21 protein-coding genes and 1 pseudogene are annotated in these 22,000 nt (G+C 64.5%); 11 read left to right on the top strand and 11 right to left on the bottom strand.

Annotated features, from left to right (window positions below; translation table 11 throughout):
* Positions 1–149: 149 nt before the first annotated feature.
* From FJ974_RS01800 to FJ974_RS01775, 6 genes are all read right to left on the bottom strand, one after another.
* Positions 150–932 carry a carnitinyl-CoA dehydratase gene (locus FJ974_RS01800; RefSeq protein ID WP_140531401.1) on the bottom strand — a complete coding sequence of 261 codons (783 nt, stop codon included), beginning with the start codon at positions 930–932 and terminating at the stop codon, positions 150–152.
* Positions 925–3,003, bottom strand: a complete 2,079-nt coding sequence (locus FJ974_RS01795) for an acetate--CoA ligase family protein (protein WP_140531404.1) — start codon at positions 3,001–3,003, stop codon at positions 925–927. The genes FJ974_RS01800 and FJ974_RS01795 overlap by 8 nt, the downstream gene beginning before the upstream one ends.
* A 64-nt stretch (positions 3,004–3,067) precedes the next feature.
* Positions 3,068–4,231, bottom strand: a complete 1,164-nt coding sequence (locus FJ974_RS01790) for an acyl-CoA dehydrogenase family protein (protein ID WP_140531406.1) — start codon at positions 4,229–4,231, stop codon at positions 3,068–3,070.
* Between the two features lie 4 nt (positions 4,232–4,235).
* Positions 4,236–5,330: a carnitine 3-dehydrogenase gene (locus FJ974_RS01785; RefSeq protein ID WP_140531409.1), complete on the bottom strand. Its 1,095-nt coding sequence runs from the start codon at positions 5,328–5,330 to the stop codon at positions 4,236–4,238.
* Positions 5,327–5,950 (bottom strand): HD domain-containing protein, encoded by a 624-nt coding sequence (locus tag FJ974_RS01780; protein ID WP_140531412.1) that lies wholly within the window; start codon positions 5,948–5,950, stop codon positions 5,327–5,329. Before FJ974_RS01780 ends, FJ974_RS01785 begins: the two co-directional genes overlap by 4 nt.
* A 21-nt stretch (positions 5,951–5,971) precedes the next feature.
* Entirely contained in the window at positions 5,972–6,889 is a 918-nt protein-coding gene (locus FJ974_RS01775) for a 3-keto-5-aminohexanoate cleavage protein (RefSeq protein WP_140531414.1), read from the bottom strand.
* Between the two features lie 76 nt (positions 6,890–6,965).
* Between FJ974_RS01775 and FJ974_RS01770 the strand changes: the two genes are divergently transcribed.
* Positions 6,966–7,946, top strand: a complete 981-nt coding sequence (locus tag FJ974_RS01770; RefSeq protein ID WP_140531417.1) for a GlxA family transcriptional regulator — start codon at positions 6,966–6,968, stop codon at positions 7,944–7,946.
* Between the two features lie 90 nt (positions 7,947–8,036).
* Here FJ974_RS01770 and FJ974_RS01765 read toward each other — a convergent pair whose 3' ends face one another.
* Entirely contained in the window at positions 8,037–8,246 is a 210-nt protein-coding gene (locus tag FJ974_RS01765; RefSeq protein ID WP_140531419.1) for a hypothetical protein, read from the bottom strand.
* A gap of 227 nt (positions 8,247–8,473) precedes the next feature.
* Positions 8,474–9,799: a xylose isomerase gene (xylA, locus tag FJ974_RS01760; RefSeq protein WP_140531422.1), complete on the bottom strand. Its 1,326-nt coding sequence runs from the start codon at positions 9,797–9,799 to the stop codon at positions 8,474–8,476.
* A gap of 113 nt (positions 9,800–9,912) precedes the next feature.
* Between xylA and FJ974_RS01755 the strand changes: the two genes are divergently transcribed.
* Complete coding sequence (locus FJ974_RS01755) at positions 9,913–10,275, top strand: nuclear transport factor 2 family protein (protein WP_140531425.1); 363 nt, start codon at positions 9,913–9,915, stop codon at positions 10,273–10,275.
* 197 nt (positions 10,276–10,472) lie between these two features.
* On the opposite strand, the gene xylB is transcribed toward FJ974_RS01755, so the two are convergent.
* Together xylB and FJ974_RS01745 are read right to left on the bottom strand one after the other, a co-directional pair.
* A complete protein-coding gene (xylB, locus tag FJ974_RS01750; protein ID WP_140531427.1) occupies positions 10,473–11,927 on the bottom strand; it encodes a xylulokinase in 1,455 nt (484 codons plus the stop codon).
* Positions 11,928–12,207: 280 nt separating this feature from the next.
* Positions 12,208–12,831, bottom strand: coding sequence for a LysE family translocator (locus FJ974_RS01745; RefSeq protein WP_140531430.1), 624 nt, complete (start codon positions 12,829–12,831; stop codon positions 12,208–12,210).
* 232 nt (positions 12,832–13,063) lie between these two features.
* Here FJ974_RS01745 and FJ974_RS01740 point away from each other — a divergent pair, with 232 nt between their 5' ends.
* The 7 genes and pseudogenes from FJ974_RS01740 (at position 13,064) to FJ974_RS01710 (ending at position 20,141) form a co-directional block, all read left to right on the top strand.
* Positions 13,064–13,828: a L,D-transpeptidase gene (locus tag FJ974_RS01740; protein ID WP_140531433.1), complete on the top strand. Its 765-nt coding sequence runs from the start codon at positions 13,064–13,066 to the stop codon at positions 13,826–13,828.
* 88 nt (positions 13,829–13,916) lie between these two features.
* Positions 13,917–15,086, top strand: coding sequence for a diphosphate--fructose-6-phosphate 1-phosphotransferase (locus FJ974_RS01735; protein ID WP_140531435.1), 1,170 nt, complete (start codon positions 13,917–13,919; stop codon positions 15,084–15,086).
* A complete protein-coding gene (locus FJ974_RS01730; RefSeq protein WP_181177038.1) occupies positions 15,086–15,820 on the top strand; it encodes an MBL fold metallo-hydrolase in 735 nt (244 codons plus the stop codon). The genes FJ974_RS01735 and FJ974_RS01730 overlap by 1 nt, the downstream gene beginning before the upstream one ends.
* Before the next feature lie 199 nt (positions 15,821–16,019).
* Positions 16,020–17,561, top strand: a complete 1,542-nt coding sequence (locus tag FJ974_RS01725) for a DegQ family serine endoprotease (RefSeq protein ID WP_140531438.1) — start codon at positions 16,020–16,022, stop codon at positions 17,559–17,561.
* 119 nt (positions 17,562–17,680) lie between these two features.
* Positions 17,681–18,293: pseudogene (locus tag FJ974_RS01720) on the top strand (molybdopterin-dependent oxidoreductase).
* Positions 18,290–19,036, top strand: coding sequence for an FAD-binding oxidoreductase (locus FJ974_RS01715; protein WP_140531441.1), 747 nt, complete (start codon positions 18,290–18,292; stop codon positions 19,034–19,036). Before FJ974_RS01720 ends, FJ974_RS01715 begins: the two are co-directional and overlap by 4 nt.
* Positions 19,037–19,307: 271 nt before the next feature.
* Entirely contained in the window at positions 19,308–20,141 is an 834-nt protein-coding gene (locus FJ974_RS01710) for a tetratricopeptide repeat protein (RefSeq protein WP_140531444.1), read from the top strand.
* Here the strand turns inward: FJ974_RS01710 and FJ974_RS01705 are convergent.
* Positions 20,125–20,826, bottom strand: a complete 702-nt coding sequence (locus tag FJ974_RS01705; protein WP_140531447.1) for a hypothetical protein — start codon at positions 20,824–20,826, stop codon at positions 20,125–20,127. The two genes, FJ974_RS01710 and FJ974_RS01705, sit on opposite strands and share 17 nt — an antisense overlap.
* Positions 20,827–21,424: 598 nt before the next feature.
* Here FJ974_RS01705 and FJ974_RS01700 point away from each other — a divergent pair.
* Positions 21,425–21,625, top strand: coding sequence for a DUF680 domain-containing protein (locus FJ974_RS01700; protein ID WP_140531450.1), 201 nt, complete (start codon positions 21,425–21,427; stop codon positions 21,623–21,625).
* An 85-nt stretch (positions 21,626–21,710) separates the two neighbouring features.
* Positions 21,711–21,944 (top strand): DUF680 domain-containing protein, encoded by a 234-nt coding sequence (locus FJ974_RS01695; RefSeq protein ID WP_140531452.1) that lies wholly within the window; start codon positions 21,711–21,713, stop codon positions 21,942–21,944.
* Positions 21,945–22,000: the final 56 nt, after the last annotated feature.

The following is a 22,000-nucleotide window of genomic DNA, read 5'->3' as shown; positions in this document are numbered from 1 at the left end:
CAAGGGGGGAGATTGGATGTCGCGAAGGTTTTCGCCAATCTCCAACATTGCAGAAAGGGCGATGTCGCCGAAGCTGCTGATCTCCCCCCTTGAGGGGGAGATGTCCGGCAGGACAGAGAGGGGGGCCTGGCGCTGTCATCTGCGCGAGATCACTTCCCCTTCCAAACCGGCTCGCGCTTCTCCGCAAAGGCGCGGAATCCCTCCATATTGTCCTCCGACCCGTAAAGCGCATCGACCGTCGGCAACTGGCGTCGCGTCACCTTGTTCATCGCGTCCTGGAAGGTCAGCGCCTCGGCAACGCGCGCGGTCTCCTTGATCGCCGCAAACACCAGCGGCGGGCCGCTGGCGAGCAGCCTGGCGATCTCCCAGACCCGCTCCTCGAGTTTTTCCTTGGGCAGCACTTCATTGACCAGGCCCCAGCGATGCGCTTCCGCCACATCCATCCAGCGGCCGGTGAACAGGAGATCCATGGCGACATGGTAGGGAATGCGTTTGGGCAGCTTGATCGTCGCGGCATCTGCCAGCGTGCCGGCGCGGATTTCGGGCAGCGCGAAAGAGGAATGGTCGGAGGCGTAGATCAGGTCGCAGGACAGCGCCAGCTCGAAGCCGCCGCCGACCGCCATGCCGTTGACGCAGGCGATCACCGGCTTGTTCAGGTCGCGCAGCTCCTGCAGCCCGGCGAAGCCGCCGACGCCGTAATCGCCGTCGACCGGATCGCCGCCGGCGGCGGCCTTCAGATCCCAGCCGGCGCTGAAGAACTTGTCGCCGGCGGTCTTGACGATGGCCACGCGCAGTTCCGGATCGTCGCGGAAGGCCTTGAAGGTTTCGCCCATCGATCGTGAGGTTTTCAGGTCGATGGCGTTGGCCTTCGGCCGGTCGAGCGTCACCTCGAGGATCGTGCCTTCGCGGCGGGTGGTGATGACGTCAGCCATTCTTCTTTTCTCCAAGCACCAGCAGCGCATCCGCGATCCAGGCGCCCTTGCCTTCGGCGCAGACGATCAGCGGGTTGATATCAAGCTCTTCGATCTCGCCGGCATTCTGCTGCACGAAGGCGGCGATGCCCGAAATAGCGTCTATGGCAGCCTGGACGTCGGCTTTCGGCCGGCCACGATAGCCTTCGAGCAGCGGGAAGAGCTTCAGTCCACGCAGCGCCGCCTCGACGTCGTCGCGCGTCGCCGGCAGCATCAGGGTCACGCTGTCGCGCAACAATTCGACCAATACGCCGCCGGTGCCCAGCGTCATCACCGCGCCGAACATCGGGTCGCGGGTGAAGCCGACGATCAGCTCGGCGACGCCGTCGCGCACCATGCGCTCGGCGTAGAGGCCGGTGCCGAGCGGCAAAAGATCATGCGCCGCCGTGCTGACGGATTCGGCATCCTTGAGGTTCAGCCGCACCGCGCCGACCTCGGATTTGTGGGTGACGCCCAGCGCCTTTAGCGCCACCGGGAAGCCGAGCGCCATCGAGGAAATCACCGCCTCGACGGCGTTGACCGCGCGCTCGCCCTTCGGCACCGGCAGGCCCGCCTTGAGCAGCCGTTCCTTGGCCTCGGCCTCGTCCGGCGTGACACGGCTGCCGCTTGACGCGCCCGATGCGGTGGTATCGACCGGCTGCGCCTGCGGCTCGCGCCAGGCCCAGCCGATGAAGGCCGCAGCCTGGGCGGCATCCATGGCTTCGGAAATGCCGAACAACGGCACCATGCCGCGTGCCATTAACTCGGCGGTATATTCTTCCGGCAGGTTTTCGGGCAGCGAGGAAACGATCGCGCCCTTTGCCTTGTTGGTCTTAAGCGCCGCCTCGAAGGCCCGCAGCGTCGCCCACCAGTCGGTGACCGAGCAGCGGTCGGGCCTTGGGAAGTCGAGCACCAGCATGTTGAGGTCGAAGCCGCCCGACACCATGGCGGTGAAGGTGGCGGTCATCGCCGGCTCGTTGTTCCAGATGAAGGTGTGGTAGTCGAGCGGATTGGCGACCGCGACCAGCGGCCCGAGCGTCGATTTGACATGCGCGCGGTGCTGTTCCGTCAGAATCGGGAAATGCACCCAGCGGCCTTCGGCGCTGTCGGCCATGACGGACGCCTCGCCGCCCGAACAGCTCATCGACGACAGCCGGTTGCCCGGCAGCGGCCCGGTGATGTGCAGCAGCTTCAGCGCCTCGATGAAGGCAGGGATGGAATCGACCCGGGCGATGCCGAGCCGCCTCAAGAAGGCGCCCGAGGCAGCGTCCGAACCGGCCAGCGAAGCGGTATGCGAAACGGTCGCCAGTCTGGCCTGTTCTGAGCGGCCGACCTTCATGGCGATGATTGGTTTTTTGAGCTCCCGTGCCCTTACTGCCAGCCGCTCGAAGCCGGCTACGGAGTCGAAAGCTTCGATGTGCAGGCCAAGCGAGGTGACGCGCTCGTCCTCGATCAGGCCGAGCGCCATTTCGGAAAGACCGGTCTGCGCCTGGTTGCCCGCCGTCATCAGGAAGGCGATCGGCAAGCCGCGTTTCTGCATCGTCATGTTGATGGCGATGTTGGACGATTGCGTGATGATGGCGACGCCCCTGCCGCCCTCGGGCAGCCTGATGCCGCCATGCTGGTCGGGCCACAGCAGCGCGCCGTCGGCATAGTTGATCAGGCCATAGCAGTTCGGACCGATGATCGGCATCTGGCCGGCAGCGGCAACGAGCTCGGCCTGTAGCCGCTCGCCGTCCTCGTCATAGGCCTCGGTCTCGAGGAAGCCGGCAGCGAAGCACACAGCGCCGCCGGCGCCGCGCTCAGCCAGCGCCTTGACCATCTCGATGGTGAGGTGCCGGTTGACGCCGACAAAGGCAGCGTCCGGCGCGCCGGGCAGATCGGCGACGGAGCGGTAGGCCTTGCGGCCGGCGACCTCGTCCTTGGTCGGGTGCACCGGCCAGATTTCGCCGGCAAAGCCCATCTTGATCGATTGCGCGACGACGGCGGCGGCCTGCGCCCCGCCGAACACGGCAATCGATTTCGGGCGCAGGAGACGTTCGAGTTTATGCATGGTCATCTTTTCGTTTGAGCATGATCTTTTCCAAAACCGGAGCCCGGCTTTTGGGGATCATGCTCTAAGCCCCGAACGGGCGCAGCAGCGCCCGCGAAATAATATGTCGCTGAATCTCCGAAGTGCCTTCCCAGATGCGCTCGACGCGCGCGTCGCGCCAGATGCGCTCCAGCGGCAAATCGTCCATCAGTCCCATGCCGCCATGGACCTGGATCGCTTCGTCGGCAACGAACGCCAGCATCTCGGTGGCCTTCAGCTTGGCCATCGCCATGTCCTGATCGGTGACGGTGCCCTGATCGTACTTCCAGCCGGCTTCGAACACCATCAGGTCGGCCGCCTTCAGTTCTGTCGCCATGTCGGCGAGCTTGAACGACACGCCCTGGAATTTTCCGATCTGCTGGCCGAACTGCTGGCGCTGCGCGGCATATTCGATGGCATGGCCGAGCGCCCGCTCGGCGCGGCCAAGACAGGTGGCGCCGACCTGCAGGCGGGTGGCGCCGAGCCACGAATTGGCGACGTCGAAGCCCTTGTGCACTTCGCCCAGCACCTGGCTCGCCGGCAGCCGGCAATCGTCGAATTCAAGGATCGAATTCGTGTAGCCGCGATGCGAGACATTGCGGTAGCCGTCGCGCACCGTGAACCCCTTGGTGCCCTTGTCGACGAAGAAGGCGGTGATCTTCTTGCGCTTGCCGCGTGGCGAATCTTCCTCGCCGGAAGCCATGAAGACGATGGCGAAGTCGGCAATGTCGGCATGGGAGATAAAATGCTTGGTGCCGTTGAGCACCCAGTCCGAGCCGTCCTGAACGGCGGTCGCCTTCATGCCGCGTAGGTCCGATCCGGCGCCCGGCTCGGTCATGGCGAGACAATCCCATTTCTCGCCGCGGATGCAGGGGAAGAGATATTTCTCGCGTTGCTCCGGCGTGCCGGCAAGCAGGATGTTGGAAGGACGCGCCACGCAGGTCCAGTGCAGCGCGTAGTTGGCGCGGCCAAGCTCCTTCTCGTAGAGCAGCCAGCTCACCGTATCGAGCCCCGCGCCGCCGACATCGGCCGGCATGTTGGCAGCGTAAAGCCCGGCTCCGATCGCCTTGGTCTTGAGCTCTTCGATCAGCTCGCGGCGCAGCACGCCGGTGCGCTCCACCTCGCGCTCATGCGGGTAGAGCTCGTTCTCGACGAAGGCCCGTGTCGTCTCGACGATGAGTTTTTGCTCGTCCGAAAGACCGAAATTCATCGCCTCAGCCTTTCTTCTTTTTCGCCGGCTTCTCGGCTTTCTTCACCGGCTTGCTCGCCTTCGCCTTTTCCGCGACCTTGGAGGCGGTGGGTTTCTTCGCCGCCAGCTTGGCGAGCTGCTTGGTATAGTCCTTGTGCAGCGCGCCGGCGCCCCAGCCCTTGCCCTTGTTCTGCTTCGACAGCGCCTCCATGATCGCGACCAGATTGTCGTCGCGGATCTTTTCCAGCTCGCGGATCGACAGGCCGTGCGCCTGCTCATCCGACTGGGTGGCGATGAGATCGACCAGCTCGTCATTGAATTCCGGCACATCCATCAGCTTGGTCCACGGCCATTTCAGGCAGGGCCCGAACTGCGCCATGAAGTGGCGCATGCCGGCCTCGCCGCCGGCGACGCGATAGACCTGGAACATGCCCATCTGCGCCCAGCGCAGGCCGAAGGAATAGCGCATGATGTCGTCGAGTTCCTCGACGGTGCAGATGCCGTCCTTGACCAGCCACAGCGCCTCGCGCCAGGCAGCCTCCAAAAGGCGGTCGCCGACGAAAGCCTCGATCTCCTTGCGGATCACCACCGGCTTCATGCCGATCGAGGCGTAGAGCTCCTTGGCGACCTCGATCGCCTCCGGGAAAGTCTGCTCGCCGCCGACGATCTCGACCAGCGGCAAGAGATAGACGGGGTTGAACGGATGGCCGACGACCAGCCGCTCGGGGTGCTTCTTCATCGCCACCTGCATGTCGGTCGGCTTGATTCCGGAGGTGGACGAGCCGACGATGGCGTTGGCCGGCGCATGCTGGTCGATCTCGGCCAGCACGCGATGCTTGAGGTCGAGCCGCTCCGGCACGCTTTCCTGGATGAAGTCGGCATCGGCCACCGCCTCGGCGATTGTCTTGGCGAAGGTGAGCTTGCCTTCCTTGGGCAGGCCGTCGGGCAGCATCTGCTTATAGGCGCGGCGCGCACCCTTCATCACCTCGCCGACCTTGCGCGAGGCCTCCGGATCGGGATCGAAGATCGACACGTCGATGCCGTTCAAGAGCAGCCGCGCCACCCAGCCGGCGCCGATGACGCCGCCGCCGATGGCGGCCGCCTTGTTGATGATGCTCATGCTCCGGTCCTTGTCCTGGCTGTTTCGGGGTCGGTGAGGGCCACGCGTTCGCCGGCGCGGATCACGGCCGGGTCGTAAGCCTTGCGGGCGAAGACTTCGAGCACGAAGGGCCGGAAGAATTCGATCGGCAGCGTGTCGTAATCCGGATCGAAGCTCGACTGGTCCCAGCGCTCGCAGAACTGGTCGCAATCGTTGAAATACATGTGCCCGGCGAAGCGGTCGCGGGCATGGCGGTTGCCGCCCAGATGGTGGGCGTAATACAGCCGCTGGAAGTCGCCGTGTTTCTCCACCACCCAGGTACATTGCTCGCGCACGAAGGGTTTCAGGATCGCGGCGGCGTATTCGTCGTGGTTGTAGGGGGCGTAGATGTCGCCGATGTCGTGCAGCACGGCGCAGGCGATCCAGTCGGTGTCGGCGCCGTCGCGCCAGGCCCGCGTCGCCGCCTGCAGCGAATGGCCGAGCCGGGTGATCTTGTAGCCGGACAGGCCCTCGTCGAGCTGTACCAGCGCGTCGAGCAGCCGCTCGCCGGTCTTGGCGGCATAGTCGATTTCGTGGGCGGTCAGGAACTCGTAGTCATCCCTGTCCCCATCCTTCATCGCGGTGAATTTGACGGTCGTCATCTCTGCCTCCCGGCAATCGACTTACGCAGCAATCGGCGCCCGTTTGGTCAGGTTGAGCTTCTTGCGCACTTCCTCGGGCCCAAGGATCCTGGCACCGAGGTTGGTGACGATGCTGGCGGCTCGCTCGACCAGCTGCGCGTTGGTCGCCAGCACGCCCTTGTCGAGCCACAGATTGTCTTCCAGGCCGACGCGAACATTGCCGCCGGCGAGCACCGCCGCCGCCGCATAAGCCATCTGGTTGCGGCCGATCGAGAAGGCCGACCAGGTCCAGGTCGAGGGCACGTTGTTGACCATCGCCATGAAGGTGTTGAGGTCGTCCGGCGCCCCCCATGGCACGCCCATGCAGAACTGCACCAGCGCGTCCGCGTTGAGCACCTTCTCCTCGACCAGCTGCTTGGCGAACCACAGATGGCCGGTGTCGAAGGCCTCGATCTCCGGCTTGACGCCGAGCGCCGTCATCATGCCGCCCATGGCGCGCAGCATGCCGGGCGTGTTGGTCATGACATAGTCGGCCTCGGCGAAATTCATGGTGCCGCAGTCCAGCGTGCAGATCTCCGGCAGGCACTGGCGCACATGCTCCATGCGGTTGGTGGCGCCGCCCATGTCCGTGCCTTTTTCGTTGAGCGGCAGCGGCGCTTCCGGCGAGCCGAACACCATGTCGCCGCCCATGCCGGCGGTGAGGTTCAGCACCACGTCGACATTCGCCTCGCGAATACGCTCGGTCACTTCGCGGTAGAGATGCACGTCGCGCCTGGGCTTGCCGGTCTCGGGGTCGCGCACATGGCAGTGCACGATCGCAGCACCGGCCTTGGCGGCGTCGATCGCCGAATCGGCGATCTGCTTGGGCGAGCGTGGCACATGCGGGCTGCGGTCCTGCGTGCCGCCCGATCCGGTCACGGCACAGGTAATGAAGACCTCACGGTTCATCGCGAGCGGCATCGTATCCTCCCAAATTCGATCAAGCGCCAGCATCGCGCGACTTGCCGGAAACTGTTTTGCATTTTACGAAGCCCGCATGATCAAAAGCGAAAAACCGAGCATCTTTCGCGCCGAGCGCTCACCGCTCAAGGTGACGCTGCTGGTGTTTTCCGGCGCATCGATCATGTGCGTGGCCTCTGCTGTCGACCCGCTGCGCGCCGCCAATCGCATTTCCGGCGAGACATTGTTCGATTTCAGGCTGGTTTCGGTTACCGGCGAAGCGCCGGTCACCACCTGCGGGCTGCCGATCGCGGTCAGCGGCCGCTTCGATGCCAACGAGGTCACTGATGTTTTGATCGTCGTCGCCGGTTTCGGCACTCAGAACTACGCCACGTCGGCGCTGCTTGCCGGCCTGCGAAGGGCGGCGCGTGCGGCCCGCGCCTGCGGCGGCGTCGAGGCCGGCACCTGGCTGGTGGCGCGGGCCGGCCTGCTGGAAGGCCGCAGCGCCACCACCCATTGGGAAGACATGGAGGACTTTTCCGCCGCTTTTCCTGGCGTCGACGTTCGCCCGGATCGCTATGTCATCGACGGGCCGGTCTTCACCTCCGGCGGCGCCTCGCCGACCTTCGATTTGATGCTGCATCTCATTCGCACCAGGCTCGGCATGGCGGCGGCGCTCGATGTGGCGAGCGTGTTCATCTACGACCAGGCGCGCGCCGCCACCGACGCGCAGCCACTGGTCTCGCTCGGCCGGCTCGACGGCTACGACCCGCGGCTGGCGCAGGCGATCCGGCTGATGGAGGCGCATGTCGACCAGCCGTTGACCATCGACGCGGTGGCCAGGCGCGCCGGGGTGACGGCGCGAACGCTGGAAAGCATTTTCCGCAGGTCGATCGGCGAGACGCCCGGCGCTTACTATCTGAGGCTGCGCCTCAGCGCCGCGCGGCGCCTTGTGGTCGACACGCGGGTAGCCATGGCCGATATTGCCGGGCGGACGGGCTTTTCGTCCGCCGCGGCATTTTCCAGAGCGTTTTCAAGAGCTTTCGGCGAGGCGCCGGTCAGGTTTCGCAGGGGCTGATCGTGCATGTCGCCCAAAAGCATGCCCACGGGCTTGACCCGAGGGTGTATTGCAGTTTTGGGGACTACGACATGCACAAAACGGGATCAGTCAGCCAGCAGTCTGGCGAGTGCTGGCGCTGTCGATTTCAGAGCGCATCTGGCGCGCAAGGTGGGTCTCGAAGCGGCTGGCGACGGCGCGATCCCATTCGTTGGCGCGCTTTGCGCCATCCTTCGGGTGCGGCATTGCCATCAGCCGATCGATGATTGATCCGTTCTCGCCAGGTGAGAGCAGGGCGTCGATTTCACGTTCGTGTTGCATATCGTTTCGCCTCCTTTCCTTCCCGCCACGCGCTCTTCTTATACGAGATACGTGACGGCAGTTTGAAGGCAGGAGCGAGGTCATTGAGAGGCGCCAGGGGCAAAACCTTGTCGTCGGATACGCCCCTTCAGGCAAAGCCGTTCTTAGCTCCACGCCACGGTCGCGCGAGGCCAGCCGCTTGAGCCGCGGCGGCTTTCAGCCACACGCGGCAGCTGTCGGGCCAGGCTTTAAACGTACCTGTTGACGATGTTCTCCAGCGCTTCCTGCCGCCCGGAGCGCGGCTGCGGTTCGATCTTCTTTTTCACCACGCGCTCGGCGATCTCTTCCAAGGTGCGCTTGCCCGAAAGCATCGCTTTGCCTTCGGCGGTGTTCCAGCCGGCATAGCGCTCGGCGAGCGGAGCCGACAGCGCCTTGTCCTCGATCATCTTGGCCGCAGCTTTCAGACCGCGCGCGCAGCAATCCATGCCGCCGATATGGCCGATCAGCAGATCCTGCGGATCGAGCGACTGGCGCCTGAGCTTGGCATCAAAATTGGTGCCGCCGGTCTTGAAGCCGCCGCCCTGCAGCACCTGGTAATAGGCCAGCGCCATTTCCGGCACATTGTTGGGGAACTGGTCGGTGTCCCAGCCCGATTGGTAGTCGTTGCGGTTCATGTCGATCGAGCCGAAGATGCCGAGCGCATTGGCCAGCGCCAGCTCGTGCTCGAAAGAGTGGCCGGCGAGGATGGCGTGGCCCTGCTCGATGTTGACCTTCACCTCCTTCTCCAGCCCGAAGCGCTTGAGGAAGCCATAGACCGTGGCGACGTCGTAATCGTACTGGTGTTTTGTCGGCTCCTGCGGCTTCGGCTCGATCAGGATGGTGCCCTTGAAGCCGATTTTGTGCTTATAGTCGACGACGAGATTGAGGAAACGGCCGGCCTGTTCCTGCTCGCGGGCAAGGTCGGTGTTGAGCAGCGTCTCATAGCCCTCGCGCCCGCCCCACAGCACGTAGTTCTCGCCCTTCAGCCGCTTGGTGACGTCGATGCAGCTTTTCACCGTCGCCGCCGCATAGGCAAAGACATCCGGATCGGGATTGGTGGCCGCGCCCGACATGAAGCGGCGGTTGGAGAACAGGTTCGCCGTGCCCCACAAAAGCTTGACGCCGGTCTTTCTCATCTTGTCGGCGAAATAGTCGGCGATCTCGTCGAGCCGAGCGGCACTTTCGGAGAAATCCTTGCCCTCGGGGCGGACATCGGCGTCGTGGAAGCAGAAATACGGCGTGCCGAGCAGCGAGAACATCTCGAAGGCGACATCGGCCTTGAGCTTGGCGAGTTCCATCGTGTCGACGCCACCCGGCTTGGCGAACCAGGGACGGTCGAAGGTCTGGCCGCCGAACGGGTCGCCGCCTTGCCAGGCGAAGGAATGCCAGTAGGCGACGGCAAAGCGCAGATGGTCTTCCAGCCGCTTGCCGGCAACGATTTCGTCCGGGTTGTAGAACCGGTAGGCCAGCGGATTGGTCGAATCCGGCCCCTCATATTTGATCTTGCTGATGTCGCCGAAAAATCCGCTGCTCATGGGTTCTTTCCTCTCCGAAATAGATCCGCCCGATTACCTCAGGCGTAATTGGTTTCATGCGCTGGTGGGGCGAAAACGATCGCGTCGAAACGATCCAACGAAGGATGAAGACAATGACCGACCTCAACACGATCGCCCAAAACTACATCACTGCCTGGAACGAGAGCGATGCGACGCGCCGCAAGGCGCTGCTCGATGCGGCCTTCACCAGGGATGTCAGCTACCGCGACCCGGTCATGCAGGGTGATGGCCATGAAGGCATCGCGGCGCTGATCGACGGCGTGCAGCAGCGCTTTGCCGGCTTCCGCTTCTCGCTGAAGGGCCGGCCGGACGGGTTTGGCGACAAGATCCGCTTCTCTTGGAATCTCGGGCCGGAAGGTACGGAATCCGTCTTCGAAGGCACCGATATCGGTGTCATCGAGGATGGGCGTCTGAAGAGCGTCACCGGGTTCCTGGACAAGGTGCCGGCGCAGTGAGGGTACGCCGCTAAGGGATGCGCGAGGCCCCCCTCTCTGGCCTGCCGGCCATCTCCCCCTCAAGGGGGGAGATTGGCTGTCGCGCGGACCTTCGCCAATTACCAACGCCGACAGGTAGGAGCCAGCGCCCGAACTGCTGATCTCCCCCCTTGAGGGGGAGATGCCCGGCAGGGCAGAGAGGGGGGCCTCGCACCGACTCACGCGGTTGCGCTCCTGATCGCCGGATAAAGCCCCCGATATCGCTGGTAGGCATCGGCAAAAGCGCCGCCAAGCCCCGCGTCCGGCTCGACCGTAGCATCCGTCACCGGCGCGGTGCACACGGCCAGCGGATCGGCCCCCGTCGCCGCGATCAGCCCCAGCCGCGCGGCGCCGAAGGCGGCGCCGAAATCGCCGTCGGCTGGGATGTCGACAGACAGCTGAAGCGCGGTGGCGATAGCCTTCAGCCAGTAGCGCGAGCGCGAGCCGCCGCCGATGGCCGTCACCTTGGTCAATGTCGTGCCCGCCTTCTTCAGCGCTTCGAGACTGTCGCGGAAAGCAAAGGCGACGCCTTCGACCACGGCTTGGGTCAGCACGGCGCGGCTGGATTGATGCGCGAGGCCGGTGAAGGAGCCGCGGATGACGGAATCATTGTGCGGCGTGCGTTCACCCGAAAGATAGGGCAGGAAGGATACGCCCGTCGGCGCCCTGAGCGTGTCGCCGAGCTCGGCGGTGAGTTCGCCCGCGCCTTTGCCGGTGATCTCCGACAGCCAGTTCAGCGAATCGGTCGCCGACAGGATGACGCCCATCTGGTGCCAGGTTTCGGGCAACGCGTGGCAGAAGGTATGCACCGCGCTTTCCGGGTTGGGCAGATAGGCAGCGTTCGCCGCAAACAGCACGCCAGAGGTGCCCAGCGAGACGAAGGCCTGGCCTGCGCCCACCGTGCCCATGCCGCAGGCCGAGGCCGCATTGTCGCCGGCGCCGCCGGCCACCGGGATGCCGGCCGTGACGCCCCACTTGGCGGCGAGCCCGGCGCGCAAGGCGCCGGCCTGGGCCGCGCCTTCGACCAGCGACGGCATCTGGTTTTCGTCTAGCGATGTCGCCCCCAGCAGTTCGGAGGACCAGCGCCGCTGGCCGACATCGAACCAGGAGGTGCCGGCCGAATCCGACATTTCCGAAATATGCTCGCCGGTCAGCCAGAGCCGCAGATAATCCTTCGGTAGCAAGACTTTCGCCACCTTGGCGAAAACACCGGCCTCGTTGTCCTTGACCCACACAAGCTTAGGCGCGGTGAAGCCCGGAAAGACGATGTTGCCGGTGAGCTTGCGAAAGCGCGGGTCGGCGTCGAGCGCCGCCGCCTCGACATGGCTGCGCGTGTCGTTCCACAGGATGCAGGGCCGCAGCACCTTGTCCGCCGCATCGAGCAAGGTGGCGCCATGCATCTGGCCGGACAGGCCGATGCCTTTGACCGCGGCGAGTTCCTTCGGGTGCGAAGCCTTGAGCTCGGCAATGGCCGTCTCGCAGGCCTCGATCCAATGCGCGGGTTCCTGCTCCGACCAGCCGGGATGCGGCCGCGAGACGTCGAGCGAGCCATGGCCGGAGCCGATGACCTTCTGCCCGGCATCGATCAGCAGCGCCTTGACGCCCGATGTGCCCAGGTCGAGGCCGAGATACATGATGTCCTCCCATCGCCGTTAATTTTTTCGGATCTCGAAAAAATATGGCTAAGCCAGTTCTTAAGACAAGATCCCTTTGCGGTCAATTCTCTGACAAATCGGCCGCGCCGCGAAAGCAGCGCCGACAGCGGACTGTCCGGCCTTGCCGGTGAACGCTCGGCCGCAAGCGCTCGTGCCAGCGCCGCGTCGCCGGCGCGAAGCGCGGCTTCTCAAAGCATCAAAAGCTGGTCCGCCAACCGAGGCGGCAGCGTCTCATCGAGAGGTGCCGCCGGGCCTGCCCTCAATTGCTGGACCGCACCGCCATCGTGGCGATGCCGGCGCAGACCAGCAGCGTGCCGCCGGTGCGGTTGAAGATGCGGATCGCCTTCGGGTTGCGCACCACGGCGCGCGCCCTGGACGCAATCAGCGCGTAGCCGAAGGCGTTGCTGAAGGCCAGCGCCAGGAAGGTCGCCTCGAAGATCAGCATCTGCGTCCAGAAGTCGGAATGCCGGTCGAGGAACTGCGGCAGGAAGGCGACGAAGAAGGTGATGCTCTTCGGGTTGAGCGCGGTGACCAGCCAGGCATGCGCCGTCATCCTCGCCGCCGATACCTCATCGGTGCGCGGCTCGGCCTTCAGCGCGCCGCCGGCGCGGAACAGTTTGATGCCGAGATAGATGAGGTAGCCGGCGCCGATCACCTTGAGCACGGTGAAAACGGTTGCCGAGGCCGCCAGCAGCGCGCCGATGCCGAGCATCGACAGCGTCATGGCGGTGAAGTCACCGAGCGCCACGCCGACCGCCATCGGCAGCGCCGTGCGCCAGCCCTGGCCGAGCGCATAGGAGACGACCAGCAGGATCGTCGGCCCCGGGATGACGAGAAGGATGGTGGAGGCGGCGGCAAAGGCGGCCCAGTTTTCGAAGGACATTCCCTCACTCCTTTGAGCGCAAAGAAAAGGATAAATCCTTGGCGGCGCGAGAATGTAAAGAGGCGCGCAGAAAATCTCTTCGTCACCCGCCTGTGAGCCCGAGAGCCAAAGCAACCGGGCGTTAGGGTTAAGGCTGGCGCAAAGTCTTTCACGCTTTTTCAACCATGAATGATGAAAATGCCTGCTATCCGGCCGGACCGTGCTTCCCGCCGACAGCGTAGGGTTTGGGTATATGCGCGAGTTGCCGCAAACGCCGCCATCGAGCGGCGACACGATCGACACCGAAATTCAGCTTTCCCGCCGCGCCGTGCTTTCCGGCGCCGGCGCCATGGCGCTGCTCGGCATCGCCGGCTGCAGCACCACCGACACGCTCGACCTGCCGCAATTGCGGCTCGACGATACCGTCACCGGCTCCGTCCATCCCATCCGCCCGGCGATCAGCGTCGACAAGAACATCACCGGTCCCGATGTGATGTATGCCGCGCTCACCGACGGCGGCTTCCAGGTGCCGGCGGTGCCCTACCTGAAGGTCAAGCCCCAGTTCCGCCGCCAAATCGTCGTCGACCAGACCGGCGAGGCGCCCGGCACGATCGTCGTCCATCTGCAGGAGCGCATGCTCTATCTGGTGCAGCCGGGCGGCGACGCCATCCGCTACGGCGTCGGCATCGGCAAGGACGGCTTCCGCTGGTCGGGCCGCGCCAACATCCAGTACGGTAAGGAATGGCCGGTCTGGACGCCGCCGCCGGAAATGATCCAGCGCAAGCCCGAACTGGTGAAATGGCAGGGCGGCCAGCCCGGCGGCCTCACTAACCCGCTCGGCGCCCGGGCGCTCTACATCTACCAGAACGGCAAGGATACCGGCTACCGCATCCACGGCTCGCCGGAATGGTGGAGCATCGGCCAGGCGATGTCGTCGGGTTGCGTGCGGCTGATCAACCAGGACATCATCGACCTCTACAGCCGCGTGTCGAAGAAAAACCCGGTCGTCGTCGTCTGATCCTTTTATCTACCCGTCTCTCCCGGTTGCGCGATACCGCAAGACAGGCGAAGGTGCCCTGAAAACCTTCGCATCGGGAGAGAAAAGCATGGCCGGAACTTTCGTCATCGCACAGGGCGGCGGCCCGACCGCGGTCATCAACCAGACGGTCGTCGGCGCCACACTCGAAATCCGCAAGCGCCATCCCGGCGCCAGAGTGCTGGGCTCGATCCATGGCGTGCGTGGCATCCGTGACGGCAATTACGTCGACCTTTCCGCCATCCCGGAGGACCGGCTGCGGCTGATCGCCGGCACGCCGAGCGCCGCGCTCGGCTCGACCCGCGACAAGCCCGACGCCGCCTATTGCGAGGTCATCCTCAACGGCCTGAAGAAGGCCGGGGCCGATGCCTTCATCTATATCGGCGGCAACGACACCTCCGGCACCCAGCAGATCCTCACCGATGCCGCCGGCGGCTCGATGGCTTTCGTGCATGCGCCAAAAACCATCGACAACGACCTCGAGGAGAACGACCACACGCCGGGCTTCATCTCGGCGGCCGAATTCGTCGCCGGCGCCTTCCTCTCGGTCGATCTCGATTTCCGCGCGCTGCCTGGCATCTACGTCGGCATCGTCATGGGTCGCCATGCCGGCTTCCTCACCGCTGCCGCGGCCGCCTGGCAGCTCGATCCCGACAGCGGCCCGCATCTGGTCTACGTGCCGGAGCGCGCCTTCTCTGCCAAGCGCTTCATCGAAGACGTGCGCGAAACGCTCGACCGCCACAAGCGCTGCATCGTTGCGGTGTCCGAAGGCGTCAGCACCGCCGACGGCAAGGCGCTGGTCGAAAGCCTGGTGCCGCCGGAAAAGCTCGAGCGCGACCAGCACGGCAACGTCAAGCTGTCGGGCAGCGACCTGCCGGCCGCACTTGAGCGTGCGCTCGCCGAAGGCCTGCCCGGCAAGCGGGCGCGTGTCGATGCGCTGGGCTATATGCCGCGCGGCTATGTAGGCGCCATCAGCGCCGTCGATGCGCAGGAGGCTTTCGATGCCGGCGCCTTCGCCGTCGGCGTCGCCGAGGAAGGCGGCGGCTCGGTGGCGCTGCAATATGACGGGTCGAAGACCGTGCTGATGAAGAAGGTGCCGCTGAAGGCCGTCGCCGGCAAGACGCGCCACATGCCGGACGATTTCATGAAAGCCGACGTCAACCAGCTGGCGGATGCGGGCATGGCCTATCTGAAGCGGCTGGTGCCTGAAAAATACAAGGTCGGAAAGCCGTTCGTCTGATGGGCGAGCTTGTGGTGGGCGACTGGTTCGGCAAGGCCGTCGTCGATGCCAGAACAACAATGCTGACCGAGCCCTTCGTGCACGACTTCGTGCGCGCCAATATCTGGCATTTCAAGGGCCGCGACGCCGACCTGCTCGTCGATACCGGCATGGGCATCCGTCCGCTGGCGCCGGAGATCGACACGCCGGCCGGCAAGCCGCTCATCGTCGTCGCCACCCATATTCATCTCGACCATGTCGGCTCGCTGCACGAATTTCCGCTCAGGATAGGACCGCAAATGAGCGCGGCGCAATTCGACAGCATGGATGACGCCGTCACCTATGCCTATATGTTCCACAATCTCGATGGCGCCGTTTCGAAATTGCCGGCGCCCGATTGGAAGCCGGCTGACTATCGCGTTCCGCCGGCGCCGCTGACGCGCGCGCTGGATGAGGGCGATACCGTCGACCTCGGCGATAGAAAATTCCGCGTTCTGCATGTTCCCGGCCATTCGCCGGATTCGATCGCGCTCTTCGACGAGGCCGACGGCCTGTTCTTCGCCGGCGACGCCGTCTATGACGGCATGCTGATCGACGACCTGCCGGATTCGGATCGCGCCGCTTATTGCCACACGATGCGGCGCCTGCTCGACCTGCCGATCCGCATCGGCCATGGCGGCCACGGCCCGAGTTTCGACCGCGCCAGGATGCGCGAAATCGCGTCCGCCTACCTGCGTCGCAGGAGCGTTTCGTGAGCGCTTTCTGAATTAAATCTTCGTAAGGTCACCTCAAAACCCTAAATCGGGCCAATCCGCACCCTAGATGCTTGGTTGTCGATCCGGCCGGCTGCGCTGCATGGCGAGACAGGCAATCCCGGCCCTCGACACGCCGATGGGCGCTTCCCTCGAGAACCACCCGCGGCGCCGGATCAACTCTCGCCCGGACAGAACGACCATGTCACCATCAAGCATTCTTCGCAGACATCGCGTCGCCGCCCTGCTGGGCGCTGCGCTGATCATTTCGCCCGTCATCGTCTCCTTTGCCGCGCAAAACGCGGGCAAAGCCAGCCTGAGCAATGCCGTCGCGACCACTCAGACTCCGGCTGCCGGCATCACAGCGCCAAACGGCTCCTTCGCGCCGATCATCGCCGTCACCAAGCCGGCAGTAGTCACCATCACGACGGTCACGAAGGGGCAGCCGGACGCCACGGGCGAGGGCTCGCCCTTCGACGGCAACTCGCCCTTCGACCAATATTTCCAGCGGTTCTTCGGCGACCAGGGCATTCCGATGCCGAAGACGCCGCCGCAGCAGTCGCAGCGGGCCGAGGCCCTTGGCTCAGGCTTTATCGTCGGCGCCGATGGCACCATCGTCACCGACAATCACGTCGTCGACGGCGCCACCTCGATCAAGGTAACGCTTGATGACGGCACCGAGCTTCCCGCCACGCTGGTCGGCCACGATGCCAAGAACGACCTGGCGGTGTTGAAGGTCAAGGCAAGCAAACCATTGCCGACCGTCAAATGGGGCGATTCCGACAAGCTGATGACCGGCGATCAGGTGCTGGCGATCGGCAACCCGTTCGGCATTGGCACCACCGTCACCGCCGGCATCGTCTCGGCGCGCGGCCGCGACCTGCATAGCGGGCCGTTCGACGACTTCATCCAGATCGACGCGCCGATCAATCACGGCAATTCCGGCGGTCCGCTGATCGACGTCAACGGCAATGTCATCGGCATCAACACCGCGATCTATTCGCCCAATGGCGGCAGCGTCGGTGTCGGCTTCGCCATCCCGTCGGACCAGGCGCAGAAGGTCGTCGCCAAGCTGATGAAGGGCGGCAATATCGAATACGGTTACCTCGGGGTCCAGATTCAGCCGGTGACGCAGGACGTCGCCAGCGCCATCGGCCTCGATCATCCGGGCGGCGCGCTGGTCGCCGCGGTCACCGACGGATCGCCGGCGGCCAAGGCCGGTATTGAAACCGGTGACGTCATCACCGGCTTTGCCGGCCAGGAGATCAAGGATCCCAAGGACCTGTCGCGTGCCGTCGCCGACGTTCAGCCCGGCGTCAAGGAGACGCTCAACGTCTGGCGCAACGGCAAGGTGATGCAGATCTCCGCTGATGTCGGCCGCAACACCGAGGACGTGAAGACCGCCTCCAACCGTGAAGGCGGCAAGCCGTCGGCCGAACAGGGCCTGCCTTCGCTCGGCCTCGGCCTGACCGACATCACCCCGGACATCCGCGCGCAGCTTAACCTTGCCAATAACCAGCGCGGCGCCGTCGTCGAGCGCGTCAACCCGGACAAGGGCGCCTCGGCCGCCGGCATCCAGCCGGGCGACGTCATCGTCGCCGTCGACCGCACGCCGGTGAAAAGCGCCAGGCAGGCAAACCAGGCGCTCGCCGAGGCGGGCAAGTCCGGCAAGAAGTCGGTGCTGCTGCTGGTCGACCGCGGCGACCAGCAGATCTTTGTCGCCGTGCCTTTCGCCGCCGGCTGAGAAATGACGGGACCTGCCGACAATTTCGGCGGGTCCCTCCCCCAAGATTTCGGTTGCCCGCCGGGGCGTCTTCGAGAACACTGCTGACGACAAGACCTCATTGCCAAGGAGGCGTCCCGATGGTCACCCGCGGCTTCTTCTCCGGACGGCGCCCCTCCACCGATACCGACGCACGCATTCCGCCCGGACAGTATCTGGAGCACGGCTTTCCGGTGCTGTCGGCCGGGCCGACGCCGCGCGTGCGCATCGAGGACTGGTCGTTCACGCTCAAGCACGGACCGCGGCCGATCAAGAAATGGAACTGGGCCGAATTCAACGCCTTGCCGCAGAACAAAATGACCCGCGACATCCATTGCGTAACGGCATGGACCAAGTTCAACACGCCCTGGCAAGGCGTGCTGATCGACGACATTCTCGCCGACGCCGGCATCGAGCCGCCGACCGCCTTCACGCTGGCGCTGTCCTTCGACGGCTATTCCACCAATGTGCCGACCAAAAGACCTTGTCACCGGCAAGGCGATGGTGGCGCTGCTTTACGAAGGCGAGCCGATCACCGCCGACCATGGCGGGCCGGCGCGCCTGCTGGTTCCGCATCTTTATTTCTGGAAGTCGGCCAAATGGGTGAACGGGCTGCAATTCACCGAGCGCGACGAACCGGGCTTCTGGGAGCTGCGCGGCTATCACATGTATGGCGACCCCTGGCGTGAGCAGCGCTATTCGGGCGATCCATGAGCGCCGAACCGCTGCCGCAGTCGCCCTGGCAGACGGCCACGATCTCTCGCATCGAAAAGCGCACGCCGCGCGTCACCAGCTTCTGGTTCCAGCCGTCGCGTCCATTTGTCCACCAGGCCGGGCAGCATGTCGACGTCAGATTGAGCGCGCCGGACGGCTATCAGGCGCGGCGCTCCTATTCCATCGCCTCGGCGCCGGAAGCAGGCGCCGGTATCGAGCTGGCGATCGAGCGGCTCGATGACGGCGAGGTCTCCCCCTTCTTCCACGACGTGGCGGCCGTCGGCGACGAGATCGAGCTGCGCGGGCCGCTCGGCGGCCATTTCATCTGGTCCGACAGCGATGGCGGACCGCTGCTGCTGGTCGGGGGCGGCTCCGGCGTGGTGCCGCTGATGGCCATGGTGCGTCATCGCGCCTTGCGGAAATCGGCCGCGCCGATCGCGCTGGTGTTTTCGGCGCGGGTCTGGGACGAGGTGATCTTTCGCGACGAGCTGATCGGGCTCGACGACCGCCGCGACGGGTTCGACCTGGTGCTGACGCTGACGCGCGAGCAGGCCCGGCGCCCTGCCGACTATTCCCGGCGCGTCGATGCCCGGATGATCGTGCAAGCCATCGAGCGGCTGCCAAAGGCGCCTGTGCTCGCCTATGTCTGCGGCTCGAATGCCTTCGTCTCGGCCGCCGCCCAGGCCATGATCGATGCCGGCATCCCGGCAAGGCTGATCCGCACCGAGCGCTACGGGGTTTGAATACCTGCCGCTGGAGAGATCGAGCACAACGGCTTCGCAGTCGAAGGTTTCAAAGACAATGTCCTTGCCTGGGAACCGCACAGACATCGGAATACGCATTTAGTCCCGGCCCCGCTATCCTCGACCGGATCGCAGCCAGCATGGCAAATTCTCACGCATGTAAGCCGCCAATGGAATCGGAGCCATCAGTGCATGCACGTGCGCGGGCGTGTTACAAGGGGTGGCCGCGGACACGCTCAGAACATTGTTGGCGCGGGATGGTGCAGGGCGGATGACCAGGACCGAGCCGGCGGCTCAAGATCAAATGCATCGCATCGTGGCCGATTTCAATGCCGGCCGCCACGAACAGGCGCGCCGGGGTTGTGAGGAAGCGCTGCGGCGCCAGCCGCGCGACCCGGCCCTGAACCATCTTCTGGCCGCCGTCCTGTTTGCCTCGGGCAAGGTAGAGGAAGCCAGGAGCCGCATTCAGGCAAGTCTCGCGGTGAGGGCCGACAATGCGCCCGCGCAGCTGCTTGCCGGGCGAATTGCGCGCGCAGCCGAGGATTTCGATCAAGCGCTGGTCCATTTCGGGCGGGCGCGGGAATTGGCGCCGGGCGGCGACGCGTATGTCGAGCGCGCACGAACGCTGGATGCGGCGGGCGACCGCGACCGGGCGCGCGATGCCTGGCGGCAAGTGGTGCAGGCCGATCCGGCATCGCGCGAGGCCGCCGCCCGCTTGGGCCGAATGTTGCTGGAGGACGGATTCCCGGCCGCGGCGGCACCCTTGCTGGAGCGAGCCGCAACCGAGAACAGCCCAGCCTCGGCCTGGTTCGACCTTGGCTTGGCCAGGCACGAGCTGCATGACGCGGCTGGAGCCGCCGCCGCCTACCGGGTGGCGTTGCGGAAGCGCCCTGACGATGCCGAGGCTGCCGTCAATCTGGGTGCAGCCCTCCAGGACATGGGCGACGTGGAAGCCGCGATCGAGGCCTACCGGATTGCCTACCGTCTGCGACCAGCTACTTTCGGCGTCATCGCAATGTCGCTGACCTCGGCGCCGAGCGGCCGGTTGTGGCTGGATCGCGAGGCGCTCAGGCAACTGCTGGAATATCCTACCGAGGGCGCTTGACGCGAAACTGCTTGCGATAGACGCCGGGGGCGGCCAGCACGTCCGCGACGGTTTTCGAATAGGCCGCTTCCCGGGCGGGGTCGAAGCTCTCGAAGACCAGTTCCGACGCGGCACGCGGCACCGCGAAGCATTGCGCGACCGGGGTGCCCTTCGGCAGGACACCCGAAAAGTCGCGATCCGACCAGATCGCCGGGAAATTGATGCCGGCGTCCTGAAAGCGATCGGCATCCACGATACCGGTGACGAGGCGAAAGGGAAGGTCGTCGCGGTTGACCGGATGGGTTGCGAAGAGCGACCAGCCGTCCTCCAGCTCGATCGTCCAGAAGCTGTTGAACTTTATCGCGGCCAAGCCATTGAACTGCGGCGCGCCGGCAAGCTGCTCGGCCACGTGAAAGCTGAGCGGAGACCGCGGGTGCCCTTTGGTTGACGGTTCCGGGGTGTCCCAATGCCAGGAGAATCCACCGTTATGAACCGTCACATCGCATGGCAGCAGGATCATGAATCCATACGACATGGCGTCGACGAACGGTGGACACTGCTTGACGGTTCGAATTGCGCGGCCATGAATTTCCGAATGCGCCTTCGCGGGCATGGCGCGAAGCCAGTCCGGCAGGATGCCTCGCGCGGCAACCGGACGAGGCAAGATTTCGGCCAGCGCCGGGTCACAACGGAAGACAATACGCATCGGGCCGCCCTCGACCAACGAATGGTTCACGACATCGCCAAGTCTCGGCTATGGATGCGCCTGCGGCGGACGCCGATCAAGCATCAATTTCGAGTGGCGGGTGCGCTTTCGAGCGGCGTGCGATGAAGCCGCCATCGATCTCTTGACCGAGGGTGCCGTCGTTATTCATTCGTCTTGGCCGCACTGGAAATCGTCATTTTTGTCCGTCGGACCATGCGAGCCCAAACGCCTTTCGAACCGACTTCCGACCGGTTCTAAAGCGCCGACGGTATCGAAAAGTGACTATTAGAAGATCCTAATCGAACTGAACGGTTCGTTTCTGTTGACGGTGCGTACAAGAAGCGGTGAACGTTGGCGTCCTGACACGCTCGGTGAGCCAACCGCCAGGATCGGGTAATGGATTGATTTAGCTACGATAAAAATAGATCGTAGGCATGCTTATCATAATTTCAAGATGCGGGTTCATGGTCCAGCCGGAAAATCTTCGTGATTGGAATCCGCCAGCCGGCCCACCCACATCGGCGCTGTCCGAACGACGCGATTTCATTCCCAAGACACGCCGCTAGACGGACGGAAATAAAATACTGGAGTAGCAAAAATGAAAAAGATTGTTCTCACTGCCGCTGCCCTTCTGGCCATTTCCGGCAGCGCCTTCGCAGCCAGCGACAATTACGGTTCCAACGGCGCAAACCAGCCGGCCGTCGCGGCCGACACTTCCTACACCGCCTCGACCAACAAGTCGGAGCCGGTTCAGAAGCCTGTCACCCAGGGCGCCGATCGCAACCTCTTCGGCCGCTAATAGCCGATTTCAGACTGGCGGCAGGTTCGCTGCCGTCCCCGGCTGACCCGGGAAAGTCGAATTCAACAAAATTCAGGAGACTAAGATGAGAAAGATCGTTCTTGCCACCGCGGCCCTTTTGGCCGTCTCGAGCGCTGCCTTCGCGGCAAGCGACAATTATGGTTCCAACGGCGTCAACCAGCCGGCTCCCGCTGCAGATACCACGCGCACCTCGTCGATCGGCACCAACTCGTCGGTCCACAAGCTGTTGAATGCCTCGGGCGACGAGCACAAGTCGGCCCCGCAGGGCAGCGATCGGAACCTGTTCGGCAACAACTAACAGCCGATCCGATTTCCAAAAAAAGTGGCGGGCTTTTGCCCGCCGCTCTTTCTTTT

The sequence above is a fragment of the Mesorhizobium sp. B1-1-8 genome, from assembly GCF_006442795.2.
Classification (GTDB): domain Bacteria; phylum Pseudomonadota; class Alphaproteobacteria; order Rhizobiales; family Rhizobiaceae; genus Mesorhizobium.
This window is presented reverse-complemented; position numbering and strand designations above follow the sequence as displayed.

Excerpts from the sequence above, each read along its gene's own strand:
- FJ974_RS01795 (WP_140531404.1), bottom strand. The coding sequence starts at position 3,003 with ATGCATAAACTCGAACGTCTCCTGCGCCCGAAATCGATTGCCGTGTTC.
- FJ974_RS01730 (WP_181177038.1), top strand. The coding sequence starts at position 15,086 with ATGGGCGAGCTTGTGGTGGGCGACTGGTTCGGCAAGGCCGTCGTCGAT.
- FJ974_RS01780 (WP_140531412.1), bottom strand. The coding sequence starts at position 5,950 with ATGACGACCGTCAAATTCACCGCGATGAAGGATGGGGACAGGGATGAC.
- FJ974_RS01755 (WP_140531425.1), top strand. The coding sequence starts at position 9,913 with ATGACCGACCTCAACACGATCGCCCAAAACTACATCACTGCCTGGAAC.
- FJ974_RS01740 (WP_140531433.1), top strand. The coding sequence starts at position 13,064 with ATGCGCGAGTTGCCGCAAACGCCGCCATCGAGCGGCGACACGATCGAC.
- FJ974_RS01695 (WP_140531452.1), top strand. The coding sequence starts at position 21,711 with ATGAGAAAGATCGTTCTTGCCACCGCGGCCCTTTTGGCCGTCTCGAGC.
- FJ974_RS01745 (WP_140531430.1), bottom strand. The coding sequence starts at position 12,831 with ATGTCCTTCGAAAACTGGGCCGCCTTTGCCGCCGCCTCCACCATCCTT.
- FJ974_RS01765 (WP_140531419.1), bottom strand. The coding sequence starts at position 8,246 with ATGCAACACGAACGTGAAATCGACGCCCTGCTCTCACCTGGCGAGAAC.
- FJ974_RS01715 (WP_140531441.1), top strand. The coding sequence starts at position 18,290 with ATGAGCGCCGAACCGCTGCCGCAGTCGCCCTGGCAGACGGCCACGATC.
- xylA (WP_140531422.1), bottom strand. The coding sequence starts at position 9,799 with ATGAGCAGCGGATTTTTCGGCGACATCAGCAAGATCAAATATGAGGGG.
- FJ974_RS01770 (WP_140531417.1), top strand. The coding sequence starts at position 6,966 with ATGATCAAAAGCGAAAAACCGAGCATCTTTCGCGCCGAGCGCTCACCG.
- xylB (WP_140531427.1), bottom strand. The coding sequence starts at position 11,927 with ATGTATCTCGGCCTCGACCTGGGCACATCGGGCGTCAAGGCGCTGCTG.
- FJ974_RS01785 (WP_140531409.1), bottom strand. The coding sequence starts at position 5,330 with ATGAGCATCATCAACAAGGCGGCCGCCATCGGCGGCGGCGTCATCGGC.
- FJ974_RS01710 (WP_140531444.1), top strand. The coding sequence starts at position 19,308 with ATGACCAGGACCGAGCCGGCGGCTCAAGATCAAATGCATCGCATCGTG.
- FJ974_RS01735 (WP_140531435.1), top strand. The coding sequence starts at position 13,917 with ATGGCCGGAACTTTCGTCATCGCACAGGGCGGCGGCCCGACCGCGGTC.
- FJ974_RS01705 (WP_140531447.1), bottom strand. The coding sequence starts at position 20,826 with ATGCGTATTGTCTTCCGTTGTGACCCGGCGCTGGCCGAAATCTTGCCT.
- FJ974_RS01775 (WP_140531414.1), bottom strand. The coding sequence starts at position 6,889 with ATGCCGCTCGCGATGAACCGTGAGGTCTTCATTACCTGTGCCGTGACC.
- FJ974_RS01725 (WP_140531438.1), top strand. The coding sequence starts at position 16,020 with ATGTCACCATCAAGCATTCTTCGCAGACATCGCGTCGCCGCCCTGCTG.
- FJ974_RS01790 (WP_140531406.1), bottom strand. The coding sequence starts at position 4,231 with ATGAATTTCGGTCTTTCGGACGAGCAAAAACTCATCGTCGAGACGACA.
- FJ974_RS01700 (WP_140531450.1), top strand. The coding sequence starts at position 21,425 with ATGAAAAAGATTGTTCTCACTGCCGCTGCCCTTCTGGCCATTTCCGGC.
- FJ974_RS01800 (WP_140531401.1), bottom strand. The coding sequence starts at position 932 with ATGGCTGACGTCATCACCACCCGCCGCGAAGGCACGATCCTCGAGGTG.